The sequence below is a fragment of the Roseovarius sp. THAF27 genome (assembly GCF_009363655.1).
In the GTDB taxonomy this organism is placed as follows: Bacteria; Pseudomonadota; Alphaproteobacteria; order Rhodobacterales; family Rhodobacteraceae; genus Roseovarius.
The window spans coordinates 3492817-3505255 of record NZ_CP045393.1 but is presented as its reverse complement, the minus strand read 5'-3'; the positions used below and the strand labels follow the sequence as shown (position 1 = coordinate 3505255).

Sequence of the window (12439 nt, the reverse complement as noted above, 5' to 3'; positions counted from 1 at the left end):
CTAATATTCAATTACTTGATCCAGCAAGCGTGCCACGTGCAGCGCGCGCCGGGGCGTGCCGTCGGCAATCTGATGCCGGCAGGAGGTTCCGTCGGCCACGATGAACGCATCCTTCGGCGCCGCATCCAGCGCCGGAAAGAGATCGAGGCCGGCCATCTTGAGCGACACGTCAATGGTCTCGGGCGCGTAGCCGAAGGCGCCGGCCATGCCGCAACAGCTGCTTTCTATCATGTTTACGTCTGCGTCGGGGATGCGATTGAGCAGGTCGAGCATCGGATTGACGGCATCGTGGGACTTCTGATGGCAATGGCCGTGCACGTAGATCGGGCGGTCAATCGGCTGCATCGGAAGGTCTGCGGCTTGGACGAGATATTCCTCGAACGTTTGCGTGGCCGTAGCCAGCGCCTGCGCCTCGTGGCCGGGGCAAAGTGCCAGGAACTCGTCGCGGACTGTCAGGATCGACGAAGGTTCGAGCCCGACCAAGGGAATCCCGTTTGCCACGGCCGCCTTTGTCGCGTCGATGACGCGTTGCGCCTCAGAACGGGCCTCGTCGACGCATCCAACTGCCAGCAGGGTGCGTCCGCAATCGAGCGACCTGCCGCTGTCATCGCGGGCCACCGCGACGCGCTTGCCGGCCGCGCGAAGGACACGGATTGCGGCGCGCAGGTTCTCTGGTTCGAAGTAGCGATTGAAGACATCCGCGAACAGCAGGACATCGGGGTTGGCATCCTGCGCCTCGTCATCGCGGAACGGATTCGAGGACCAGACCGGAAGGTCACGGCGGTGCGACACTCCTGTAATCTTTTCGGTCAGCTTGCGCACCGGGCCGATCTTGTTGCGCAGGTTCATGAGCCACGCGAGCCGGGCCGCCGTTGGCGCGTAGCGGGGCAGGTAGCCCACCAGCTTGTCCGCGAGCGTGAGGCCGGAGTTCCGGCGCCGGGCGGCCAGGACTTCGATCTTCATGCGGGCCATGTCGACGCCGGTGGGGCATTCGCGGCGGCACGCCTTGCAGGACACGCAGTATTTCATCGTGTCGGCCATGGCGTCCGAGGTCAGCCCGCCGGGCATTTGCCCGCTGATCGCGAACCGCAGCGTGTTGGCGCGTCCGCGCGTCGCGTCGCGCTCGTTCCGGGTGGCGCGGAAAGACGGGCACATGACGCCGCCCTTGAGTTTGCGGCAGGCACCGTTGTTGTTGCACATCTCGACCGCGCCCTGAAAGCCGCCCCCGGCGCCCGGCCACGCGGACCAGTCGAGCGCGGTCTCGAACTCCGGCACGTCATAGTCCGGCCCGTAGCGGAAGACGCGACGATCATCCATCGCAGGGGCGTGCACGATCTTGCCGGGGTTCATGAGGCCGCCCGGATCGAACCGCGCCTTGACCTCCTCGAAGGCCGAGACGATGCGCGGGCCGAACATCTTTTCGTGGAATTCCGACCGTACGATCCCGTCGCCGTGTTCGCCGGAATGCGACCCCTTGTACGTCCTGACCAGGTCGAAGGCTTCCTCGGCGATGGACCGCATGGTCCTGACGTCCTTGTCCTGCCGCATGTTGAGCACGGGCCTCACGTGGAGGCAGCCGACCGACGCGTGAGCATACCACGTGCCCTTCGTGCCGTGGCGCGTGAAGATATCGGTCAGCCCCTGGGTGTATTCCGCAAGGTCGGGCAGGGCCACGGCGCAATCCTCGACGAAGGAAATCGGCTTGCCGGCCTCTTTCATCGACATCATCACGTTGAGGCCCGATTTGCGATACTCGGCGATGGCGCTCTGCAGGGTGTTGTCCGTCACGGGGACGACACCGCCCCATGCCTTGGCGTTGTTGGTGAATGCGTAACCGAGGTCGCCCATCATCCGGGACAGCTCTGCCAGCTTGGCGGCGTTGGCCTCGGCGCTGCCTTCAGCGAACTCGACCAGCAGGAGCGCGGCCGGATCGCCCTCGACGAAGGATTCGATCGTGTTGCGGAAGAGGGGTATGTCGCGGCCGAGCGCGACCATCGTATCGTCGATCAGTTCGACCGCCTGCGGGTCGAGCGTGACGAGATGCTGGGCCGCGTCCATCGCCGCGTAGAAGGTGGGAAAGTGGCAAACCCCGGTGACTTTCTCGCCCGGAAGGCGGGCGAGGCCGAGCTCGAGCTCGGTGAAATAGGCCAGCGTGCCTTCCGAGCCGACGAGCAGATGTGCCATGTTCAGGTCATTGCGCGTCAGCGCGTCGATATTGTAGCCGCCCACACGACGCTGGACCTTGGGAAAGCGGGCGTCGATCTCGTCTGCTTCGCGCCGCCCGAGGGCCCGCATGTCGGCCACCAGGTCGGCGTAGCTGCCGGGTTCGGGGGCGTCGGTGTCGAAACGTGCCCGGGTGCCGTCAGGCAGAATGGCCGAGATCGAACGGACATTGTCGCGCATGATTCCGTAGCGCAAGGATTTGCCGCCCGAGGAATTGTTGGCGGCCATGCCGCCGAGCGTGCAGCGCGACGCGGTGGAGGGATCGACGGGAAACCAGAGTCCGTGCGGCTTCAGCGCGCGGTTCAGTTCATCGAGAACCAGGCCGGGCTCGACCCGGGCGGTCATGTTCTCGGCGTCGATGTTCAGAATGCGGTTCAGGTGCCGGGTGTTGTCCAGGACCACGGCGCGATTGACCGTCTGGCCGCATTGAGAGGTGCCGCCGCCGCGCGGAAGTACCGGCACCGCTTCTTCCCGGGCGATTTCCATGGCCGCCTCGATATCCTTCACGGTGCGAGGCACCACGACCGCGTCGGGAATCATCTGGTAGATCGATGCGTCGGTCGCGTAGCGGGCGCGCGCAGCGGAATCGGCCATCACCGAGCCTTCGACAGCACGGCTCAAGCGGCTTGAAAGGCGACTGTTGTTGCGCATCGTGTTCTGTTTTCCCTTCCTGTTTCGGGCGTAATTCCAGACCCGGAACTTTTCAGTTGACTGAATTATGAATTCATAATTACGCTGAGGCAACATCAAATCGTGCCGACCAACGGCGCGCCTGGAAGGACAAGTTGCAATGCGCCAAGCTGGCAGACATTTCCTGCAAATTCCCGGCCCGAGTGCCGTGCCAGACCGAATACTAAAAGCGATCGGGCAGCAGACCATCGACCATCGCGGCCCCGATTTTGCCGATGTCGGCAAGAAGGCGCTGGACGGCATGAAGACCATCTTCAAGACCGAGCAGAACGTGTTCATCTTCCCGTCCTCGGGCACTGGCGCGTGGGAGGCGGCGCTGGTGAATACGCTGTCGCCGGGCGACAAGGTGTTGATGTTCGAAACCGGGCACTTCGCGACGCTGTGGAGCAAGATGGCGCGCAAGATCGGGCTGGAGCCGGAGTTTCTGGAAGGTGATTGGCGCGGCGGGGCCGAGCCCGACCGGATCGAGGCGCGTCTGCGCGAGGACAAGGACCACGAGATCAAGGCGGTCTGCGTCGTGCATAACGAAACCTCGACGGGGTCTGTGTCGCCGATCGAGGAGGTGCGCAAGGCGATCGACGCGGCGGGCCATCCGGCACTCTTTATGGTCGATTCGATCTCGGGCCTTGCCTCGGTCGACTTCCGTTTCGATGAATGGGGTGTCGATGTGTGCGTGTCGGGCTCTCAGAAGGGGCTGATGCTGCCGCCCGGGCTGAGCTTCAACGCCGTGAGCGACCGGGCGCTGGAGCATGCCAAGTCGGTAACCATGCCGCGCAGCTATTGGGACTGGCACGACATGGTCGGGCCAAACGCCACGGGGTATTTCCCGTACACGCCCGGAACGAACCTGCTGTATGGTTTGAACGAAGCGATCGACATGCTGCATGAGGAAGGTCTGGACAACGTCTTTGAGCGCCACGCACGGCATGGTGCCGCGACGCGCGCCGCGGTGCGGGCGTGGGGGCTGGAAGTGCTTTGCGCCAGGCAGGGGCAGGAATCCGGGGTTTTGACCGCGGTTCTGGTCCCGCAAGGGCATTCGGCCGATGCGTTCCGCGCGACGACACTGAAGCACTATGACATCTCGCTTGGCAACGGACTGTCAAAAGTGGCCGACAAGGTGTTCCGCATCGGGCACCTGGGTGATTTCAACGACCTGATGCTGATGGCCACGCTGTCCGGTGTCGAGATGGGGCTGGAAAAGGCTGGCGTCCCGCACCAGTCCGGCGGCGCACAAGCGGCGATGGAGCATCTGAAAAAGTCAGATAATACGCGGTTTGCCGCGGAGTAACGCTCTGGGAGGAGCAATAAGGGAGGAGAAACTATGACTTTCAAAGCAACCATCCTGGCCAGTGCGGCGGCGATTGCCATGCCGCTTGCCGCAAGTGCGGCGGACATGACCCTGCGCTTCGGCCATGTCGGCAACCCCGGATCGCTCTTCGAGGCCTCCGCGGACGCCTTTGCCGAGTGCGCGAATGGCAAGCTGGGCGACAAGGCCGAGGTGCAGACCTTCGGTGCCAGCCAGCTGGGCAAGGACCGCGAACTGCTGCAAAAGCTGAAGCTGGGGCAGGTGGATTTCTCTCTGCCCTCCTCGGTGATGTCGTCGGTCGCGCCGGAATTCGGCGTGTTCGAGATGCCCTATATAGTCAAGGATCGCGATCACATGCGCCGTATCCAGGCCGAGTTGGGCGACGTATTCCAAGCGGCGGCGCAGCGTGAGGGATACCGGATCATCGGTTACTTCGAGAACGGGTTCCGCCACATCACCAATAATGTGCGTCCGATCAACAAGCCCGAGGACTTGGAGGGCGTCAAGCTGCGCACGCCGAACGGCGAATGGCGTGTGAAGATGTTCCAGCTGTATGGTGCGAACCCGACGCCGATGGCGTTCTCGGAGGTTTTCACCGCGTTGCAGACCAAGGTGATCGACGGTCAGGAAAACCCCTATGCGCAGATCGCATCGGCCAAGTTCCAGGAGGTGCAGGAGTACCTCTCGATCACCGGGCACGTCTACACGCCGGGCTATGTCCTCGTGGCCGAAAACCAGTGGCAGAAGCTGCCTGAGGACGTACGTGCCGAGCTTGAAGCGTGCGGTGCCGAGACGCAGAACTTCGTCTATGAGCACGCGGCGAAGCTGGAGACCGAACTTCTCGAGGTGATCCGCGAGGCCGGGGTCGAGGTCAACGAAGCCGACAACCAGGCCTTCATCGATGCCTCGGCGCCGATCTATGAAGAGTTCGCTACGACTGTCGACGGCGGTGCGGAGCTGATCGAGAAAATTCAGAGCCTCGCTTCCGGTTCCTGATCCCGACTGCGCAGGGGGCCGTCAGCGACCCCCTGCAAACACTGCTGCACCTGAGCACCAAACGTCGCAAGACTATCGCCGGGCACGCCGCCCGGCAGGGACCCATCATGTTCAACTCACTGCGTAAATTCTTCGAAGTCGCCCTGGAGTACTTCGTGGTCTTTCTCATGGTTATCCTGACCGCCATCGTCGTCGTCGCGGTGATTTACCGTCTTCTGGGGTCAAGCTTGGCCTGGTACGACGAGATCGCCGCCATCCTGTTGGCATGGATCACCTATTACGGCTCGGCGCTGGCCGCTTTGCGGCGTCGCCATATCGGCTTTGATACTGTGCTGCTTGCGATCCCCATGCCCGCGCGCATGTGGGCAGTGGCGTTGGCCGAGGCCACGACCGCCGGCTTTTTCATCCTTCTGGCCTGGGCAGGGTTCACGGTCATGTCGATCCTCGGGGGCATGTCGCTTGTATCGGTCACATGGGTGCCTGTCAGTTTCACCCAATCGGTGATCCCGGTCGGTGCGATCCTGTTCCTGATATGCCAGGCGCTGAGTCTTCCTGATTATTGGCGCAAGACGGCCGCCGGCGTGTCGCTCGAACATGCCGAGATCGAGGAAGAGGTCGAAACCGAAATGAAGAAAGCGGGGAACGCCTGATGCTGATGCTCGGTATCTTCATCGCGATGGTCGCGATGATCTGTCTGAACGTGCCGATCGCAATTGCGCTGGCCGTGTCCGCGATCGGAGGGCTGCTGGCGCTCGAAGGCACCAACTCGCTCGTGAATGTCGCGCTGGACATGTATAGCGGCGCGACCAAGTTCTCGCTTATCGCGATCCCGATGTTCGTGCTTGCCGGCGCAATCATGAACGCCGGCGGTATCACCGACCGGCTGATCAATTTCGTGGCGGCCCTCATCGGCTTCATCAGGGGCGGGCTGGCGCATGTCAATATCGGTGTGTCGCTGTTCTTTGCCGAAATATCCGGCTCTGCCGTTGCGGACGTGGCGGCGATGGGGTCGGTGCTGATCCCGCAAATGAAGAAGCGTGGGTATTCCGGCGCGCTCGCCGCGGCTGTGACGTCGTCTTCGGCGTCTCTTGCGATCATCATTCCGCCCTCGATCCCGATGATCCTTTACGCGACCTCGGCCAATGTTTCGGTCGAGCAGCTGTTCGTGGCCGGCGTGGTTCCGGGGGTGATGGGCGCGGCGGGTCTGATGGGCGTCGCCTATTACTTCGCCCGTCGCTACGACCTGCCGCGCGAGGAGGCGTTTTCGGGCCGTCGCGTGTGGGAGACGTTCGTTGACGCGCTGCCGACCTTCGCGCTGCCGGTCATCATCCTGGGCGGCATCTTTGGCGGCTACGTCACGGCGACCGAGGCCGCGGGCCTTGCCGTTCTGGCAGCCATCGCGATCAGCCTGTGGTATCGCCAGGTGGATTTCAAACATCTGCAGCAGTCGATGCTCGACGGTGGCATGCAGACGGCGGTGGTCATGCTGCTGGTGGCGGCATCTGTGGTGATGGGCGGGTTTCTGACGCGCGCACAGTATCCTCAGGAACTGGCGGCGGGGATCTTGAGCCTCACGGAAAACAAGTGGTTGATCCTGCTGATCCTGAACTTCTTCTTCCTGATCATCGGGTTTTTCCTGCATTCGGCTGCGGCCATCATCCTCGTCGTGCCGATTGTCATCCCGTTGATCGAGGCTGTTGACATCAACCCGATCCACTTTGGGCTTGTTGTCACGCTGAACCTTGCCATCGGGCAACAAACGCCGCCCGTGGCCAGTGTTCTGATCACGGCATGTGCGGTGGCGCGGGCGAACATCTGGGAAGTGAGCAAGGTCAACATCTACTTTGTCGCGGTTCTGTTGACCGTGCTCCTGATGTGCACGTACATCCCGTCCATCCCACTATTCCTGGTGGATTATTTCTATAATTAAAGCTGATTGTCGGGCCGGCTTGCACAGGCGTGCCGGCCCGACCTCGAGGAGCTGCCTTCATGAACCTTGAACTTGCGAATGCACTGATCGCTTCTGCCCTGGAGTATCGGCATGCGCATGACATGAAACCCCTCACGATTGCGGTGATTGATGCCGGAGGGCATCTTGTTGCGCTTCAGCGCGAGGATGGCACGAGCAACCTGCGACCGGAAATTGCACAGGGCAAGGCAAAAGGTGCAGTGGCAATGGGCCTGGGGTCGCGGGCGCTGTATACCCGGGCACAGGAACAACCGTTCTTTATCGACGCCATGAACGCACTGAACCGGGGCCAGCTGGTGCCTGTTCCCGGCGGTGTCTTGATATACCGCGATGAGACGCTGATCGGGGCAATCGGTATCACGGGTGATAGCTCGGACAACGATGAAGCATGCGCCGTGTCCGCCTTGAGCGCGCATGGTCTGACTGCGGGAACAGGTTGAAGCGCCTGCGATATTCGCTGCACGACCGCCCGCCATGCGTGAGCCGCGTCTTCCGATAACGAACTTCTGTCGCTGGAATGGCCGATATCTGACTGCTGGCCCCGAGGTGATTGAGGATGATCGCCCCAGCCAGTCTCGGGCCTGGAATGTTATTCCCGAGGCGGTACGTCTATCGAGACTCTGCCCAGGTCCTGCGACCTGATCACCAGTGCGGGTTTTGTGGCCTCGTCTGCCGCATATGAGTTGACGCTTGGCAACCGAACTTCCAACACCGTCAGAGACTTGATACGCTCCCTCCGAAGTAACCAGGTCTGCCAAGAGGGCCTATGACGAAAAATCTGCCGAAGGCCTGTGGTGCACGGGTTGGAGCAATCCGTGAGTAAGAACGAAGTTCAATATACCGATTTCGGGTACCAACCTGATTTTGTCCGCTGTTATCGGGATACAATCAGGCGCGGAGTGCCGAAATCTCTGAATGTCCATGTTTACCAAGGCAACGAGCCGGGACCGAGCCCCTTGGTCGTTTGTTTTCATGCCGGAGGTTTCCGTACCGGGCGTATTGTGCATGGTGACCACCGCGCGATCGCCCGGTGGCTAACCAAATCAAATATCTCCGTGGCGTTCCCAGAGTACAGGCTGGGTGCCAAGAGATCGGATTTGTCGGAAAGTACCAGATCGAGAATGAGTGAGTTGGAAGCGCTGGCCATTTCAGGATTTCCGGCACGCTTTCGGCGCAGCGAGGCATTGGCCGCATTGGAAGACGCGTGCGCACTGCTGGTTTGGATGGAAGCCAACAGAAACGAGTTCAATTTCAGCGGTAAGCTTGTCTTGGCGGGCGGATCGGCAGGAGCAATCACGGCGTTGAACGTTCTTTACCTGGCACCACATCTCGGGCTGTCTGTACCCGAGGTCGGTGGAGCAATTTGCTACTCGGGCGGCTTCGCCTTTCCAAGCCTTGCCGACACCGTACATACGCCGGTATTCGCGGTACACGGCCCCGAAGATGACCGTGTTCCGATGCATTCGATCGTGGAATTGTCGAAGCGCAACCCGGCTGTGTCCTTGTTGGTCTCGAACGAGCACAGCCATGGTAGCCTGAAGCTATGTCCAGGTGAGGCCAAGAAAGATACGTATGGACGGCTAATCTCCAAGGTGAATGAATTCAGCTAGGGTCGTCAGAGTTTGGGGATTCCCAAATCGGTGGCTGAATGATTGAATGTTACAGACACTCTAACTGAGCCAAAAAATCGAAGATGAAGGGTCTCGAGGTCGTTGCTCAGACGGTCAGGGACCGGAGCATTCGACCCCATACAGGTGATGGATATGCAAAAGAAAACGGGCGGCGAAGGAAACCGGAGAGACGTGTGGATCGCAGGCGCGGGGCTGTCCGCGGCGGTCGTGGCACGCGAGTTGGCGGAGGCCGGGTATCACGTTCAGGTCTTCGAGGCGCGAGACCACATTGCCGGCAACTGCTACACCGAACGCGACCCGGAAACCGGCATCATATTGCACCGCTACGGGCCGCACATCTTTCACACCGGGGATGACGAGGTGTGGGACTACGTCAACCGCTTCACCACCTTCGTGCCTTACGACCACAAGGTCTGGACGACCGTTGGCGGGCGTGTCTTCCCGCTGCCCATCAGCCTTGCCACGATCAACCAGTTCTACGGCCGCGCCATGGGACCGGCCGAGGCGAGGGATTTCCTTGCCGACATCGCCGAAGACATCGCGCACCCTGAAAATTTCGAGGAACAGGCGCTTTCGATGATCGGCCGCGACCTGTACGAGGCGTTCTTCAAGGGTTACACCGAAAAACAGTGGGGCCGGTCCCCGACCGAACTTCCCGCGTCGATCCTCAAGCGCCTGCCGGTCCGCTTCTCCTACGAGGGGAGCTACTTTGCCCATGCCCACCAGGCGCTTCCGAGCGACGGCTACACGCCAATGGTCGAGGCCATGCTCGACCATCCTTCGATCACGGTGCACATCTCGACAGCGCTCGATCCCGCAGAGGTGCCGGACGGCGTGCATCTCTTCTGGTCCGGGCCGCTTGACGCCTATTTCGACCACGTCCACGGGCATCTGGGCTACCGCACGCTCGATTTCCGTCACGAGCGCAGCAGCGGCGATTTCCAGGGCTGTCCGGTCATGAACTACGGCGAACCGGATGTGCCCTATACCCGCATCACCGAGCACAAGCATTTCGCACCTTGGGAAAGCCACGACAGCACGATCATCACCCGCGAATACTCGCGCGAGGCAGGGCCAGACGATATCCCCTACTACCCGATCCGCCTGACGAACGAAAAGGAACAACTCGCGCTCTACGTAAAGGCCGCGCAGGAAACGCAAGGCGTAACCTTCCTCGGTCGGCTTGCAACCTACCGCTATCTCGACATGGATGTCTGCATCCGCGAGGCGCTCGATGCCTCCCGCGTCTTTCTTGCCGCCGAAGCGAAGGGCGAGCGTTTGCCGGCGCTACTGGTTTCTCCCTGAGAGGCTCACGCGGAAGGCCCGGCTTGCCCCGCCTCAGGGCCGAGCCGCCTTTCGATACGTCACGATCGCACGACCGTGGAACCGGCACCCGACCTATTTCAGGGCTTTGGTAATTCGCAGTGCAGCCTGCATCTGTGAAAACGCGACGAATTCATATTTGTCCTCGGGAATGGTTTCGGTGAGCGCCTTGTATTCATGATGCTCCCACGCGGGGTACCCGAACAATTCGTCGAACAGGATGACAGAGCCGACGCGCAGCCGCGGTTTCGCCAGTTGCAGAATGGTCTTCGCCGGTTGATATGTGTCGGTATCGACATGAAGATAGGCGATGTCGCCCGGGTTCTTCTTGAGGAAAGGCTGGAATGTGTCGTCGATCCAGCCCTTGACGAGTTCAACATTGGGCTCGACCTTCGGAAGTTGCCCGCCGAGATCAAAATGCCCGCTCTTGTGATGGTTGCCTGTCCAGTTCTCGGACAAGCCCTCGAAACTGTCGAAGCCGAAGAGTGTTCGATCGGGATGCAGGCCCGCCATATGGTTGATTGAGCCGCCAGTGAAGACGCCGCACTCGATCATCAGCCCCTCATCCTTAATCAAGGTGGCCACATAATCGAGAAGATGCGACTTCCTGCCGAACAGAAGCGCGTTGGCGATGTTGGCTTCGATGAAATCCGCCGAGCGTTCGTTGGCCCGGTCCTTTACGATCTGTATCGGTTTGTCACTTGGCATTGGCTCGATTTCTCTTTCCGTTACTTGGGGTATCATCCTACCGTCGCGACGGTAGACGCTGTTGCCTGTCTGGCGATTTGATACCCCCTGTCCGGGCCTGTCCAAAGAAAAATCTGTGCGCTGAGTGTCGACATGTTCGACCATCGACATTCGGGCAATAGCGCCCCGTCACGCTCCTGCGATAGTTGAACAACAGATGTCGTTCTTTTCGCCTCCGAAATCTTCTTTCTGTTGAGGCAATTGCCGACATGCATAAACTAGCGAGAACCTGGCACCTTAATGACAGACCACGAGCAAACAACGCAATGGGCGAACTCAGCAGTATCGTACTTCCCGAAGGACACAAGTTCCTGCGGGCGGTCCCCGTCGAGAAACAGGACGATGAAGCATTCGTCGCCTCTTACGACAGTCAAACCTTGTTTTACGATGTCTTCTATGACGGATCGAACAATCTGGTCCGCATGATCGGTCCGGATCTGAGGAACCTTAAGAACTATTTCAAGAACGCGATCCTCGAGGTCGATGGCGTCGAAGTTCAGGAGCGGAACATCGTCAAGCTGGGGCCTCGCACGAATGAGGTGACCTTTTCATCGCCGCATCCGGATCCCAAGCATCTGCGCCTGTTTCAGCCCCGGACCCCGCAATTCGAAGAGGTCGTGGAAATCAATCGCTCCAACCTCGAAAAATTCCGGGGAAAGAACGCCCTCGTCGCAATATCCAAAAACAACGACCTTCAGTGGATCGAGGACTGGCTGACTTTCTATTCACGACGGCATGGGGCAAACGCTGTCGTGCTGATTGACAATGGAAGCGATGCCTATTCGCCCGAGGATATCAGGCAGACAATCGCCAATGTGAAGGCGATCGAAGCCGCCGAGGTGATTTCGGCGCCTTTCCCATTCGGACCACGCGCAACGACGCGGGTCGAGATCGGCTCGAAGTTTCTTCACCTGTCGATGCTGCATGTCGCGCACAGGAAATATCTGGCCGAGGCGAATGCTGTTTTGTCGGTTGATATCGACGAACTGGTGCTGGGCCGCGATGACGAGACGGTTTTTTCCGCAGTCAAGTCCACGGCGGACGGCTACATGTCCATTCGCGGACGCTGGCGTTATGCACGCAAACCGGAAGGCTCGGCAAAGGTCACGCATGCCGACCACGTTCTTCAGCGACGGGGTGCGGATGCGCGGATGCAGCCCAAATGGTGCCTGGACCCGCAAGGGCCTTTGGCCGGCAGGTACTGGCGCGTCCACGGAATATCCGGTGCACAAAGAAACTTCGAGCATCACTTCTACTATCTTCATTGTCGTCAAATCACAACGAGTTGGGATTACGCACGTGGTTTCGAGGACGAAGAGAATTTCGAGGAGGCGCAGGACGCCTCGTCTCTTCGGGACGTGTTCGAAGGCGTGAGCAGCTCGACCTGACCGGCCCTTTTGCCGCAAAGCAGCCATCCGGTCATATTGCGGCAAACGGCCGCGCCGAGGCGATATCGACAGATGCTGGAACTTACACGCATGTCCGGTTTCGGAAACCAGCAGATGAGTGATACGAACTTGTTTCCGCCAAGGGTTCGTGGCGCAATGATCTGCA

10 protein-coding genes are annotated in these 12439 nt (G+C 60.4%); 8 read left to right on the top strand and 2 right to left on the bottom strand.

What is annotated here, in order from left to right; translation table 11 throughout:
- Positions 1–2844 carry an FAD-binding and (Fe-S)-binding domain-containing protein gene (locus FIU89_RS17385; RefSeq protein WP_368373268.1) on the bottom strand — a complete coding sequence of 948 codons (2844 nt, stop codon included), beginning with the start codon at positions 2842–2844 and terminating at the stop codon, positions 1–3.
- 169 nt (positions 2845–3013) lie between these two features.
- Between FIU89_RS17385 and FIU89_RS17380 the strand changes: the two genes are divergently transcribed.
- From FIU89_RS17380 to glf, 7 genes are all read left to right on the top strand, one after another.
- Positions 3014–4201: an alanine--glyoxylate aminotransferase family protein gene (locus FIU89_RS17380; protein ID WP_152493754.1), complete on the top strand. Its 1188-nt coding sequence runs from the start codon at positions 3014–3016 to the stop codon at positions 4199–4201.
- A 33-nt stretch (positions 4202–4234) separates the two neighbouring features.
- Positions 4235–5215, top strand: coding sequence for a TRAP transporter substrate-binding protein (locus FIU89_RS17375; RefSeq protein WP_152493753.1), 981 nt, complete (start codon positions 4235–4237; stop codon positions 5213–5215).
- Positions 5216–5322: 107 nt separating this feature from the next.
- Positions 5323–5865, top strand: coding sequence for a TRAP transporter small permease (locus tag FIU89_RS17370; RefSeq protein ID WP_152493752.1), 543 nt, complete (start codon positions 5323–5325; stop codon positions 5863–5865).
- Positions 5865–7145, top strand: coding sequence for a TRAP transporter large permease (locus FIU89_RS17365; RefSeq protein ID WP_152493751.1), 1281 nt, complete (start codon positions 5865–5867; stop codon positions 7143–7145). Before FIU89_RS17370 ends, FIU89_RS17365 begins: the two co-directional genes overlap by 1 nt.
- Before the next feature lie 59 nt (positions 7146–7204).
- Entirely contained in the window at positions 7205–7624 is a 420-nt protein-coding gene (locus FIU89_RS17360; protein ID WP_152493750.1) for a heme-binding protein, read from the top strand.
- 681 nt (positions 7625–8305) lie between these two features.
- Entirely contained in the window at positions 8306–8794 is a 489-nt protein-coding gene (locus FIU89_RS17355) for a hypothetical protein (RefSeq protein WP_152493749.1), read from the top strand.
- A gap of 153 nt (positions 8795–8947) precedes the next feature.
- On the top strand, positions 8948–10120 hold the full coding sequence (gene glf, locus FIU89_RS17350) for a UDP-galactopyranose mutase (protein WP_152493748.1): 1173 nt from the start codon (positions 8948–8950) through the stop codon (positions 10118–10120).
- Between the two features lie 93 nt (positions 10121–10213).
- Here glf and FIU89_RS17345 read toward each other — a convergent pair whose 3' ends face one another.
- Positions 10214–10846, bottom strand: coding sequence for a class I SAM-dependent methyltransferase (locus tag FIU89_RS17345; protein ID WP_172978156.1), 633 nt, complete (start codon positions 10844–10846; stop codon positions 10214–10216).
- 305 nt (positions 10847–11151) lie between these two features.
- Here FIU89_RS17345 and FIU89_RS17340 point away from each other — a divergent pair, with 305 nt between their 5' ends.
- A complete protein-coding gene (locus FIU89_RS17340; RefSeq protein WP_152493746.1) occupies positions 11152–12273 on the top strand; it encodes a hypothetical protein in 1122 nt (373 codons plus the stop codon).
- The last annotated feature ends 166 nt before the right edge of the window (positions 12274–12439 follow it).

Excerpts from the sequence above, each read along its gene's own strand:
- FIU89_RS17380 (WP_152493754.1), top strand. The coding sequence starts at position 3,014 with ATGCGCCAAGCTGGCAGACATTTCCTGCAAATTCCCGGCCCGAGTGCC.
- FIU89_RS17375 (WP_152493753.1), top strand. The coding sequence starts at position 4,235 with ATGACTTTCAAAGCAACCATCCTGGCCAGTGCGGCGGCGATTGCCATG.
- FIU89_RS17370 (WP_152493752.1), top strand. The coding sequence starts at position 5,323 with ATGTTCAACTCACTGCGTAAATTCTTCGAAGTCGCCCTGGAGTACTTC.
- FIU89_RS17365 (WP_152493751.1), top strand. The coding sequence starts at position 5,865 with ATGCTGATGCTCGGTATCTTCATCGCGATGGTCGCGATGATCTGTCTG.
- FIU89_RS17360 (WP_152493750.1), top strand. The coding sequence starts at position 7,205 with ATGAACCTTGAACTTGCGAATGCACTGATCGCTTCTGCCCTGGAGTAT.
- FIU89_RS17355 (WP_152493749.1), top strand. The coding sequence starts at position 8,306 with ATGAGTGAGTTGGAAGCGCTGGCCATTTCAGGATTTCCGGCACGCTTT.
- glf (WP_152493748.1), top strand. The coding sequence starts at position 8,948 with ATGCAAAAGAAAACGGGCGGCGAAGGAAACCGGAGAGACGTGTGGATC.
- FIU89_RS17345 (WP_172978156.1), bottom strand. The coding sequence starts at position 10,846 with ATGCCAAGTGACAAACCGATACAGATCGTAAAGGACCGGGCCAACGAA.
- FIU89_RS17340 (WP_152493746.1), top strand. The coding sequence starts at position 11,152 with ATGGGCGAACTCAGCAGTATCGTACTTCCCGAAGGACACAAGTTCCTG.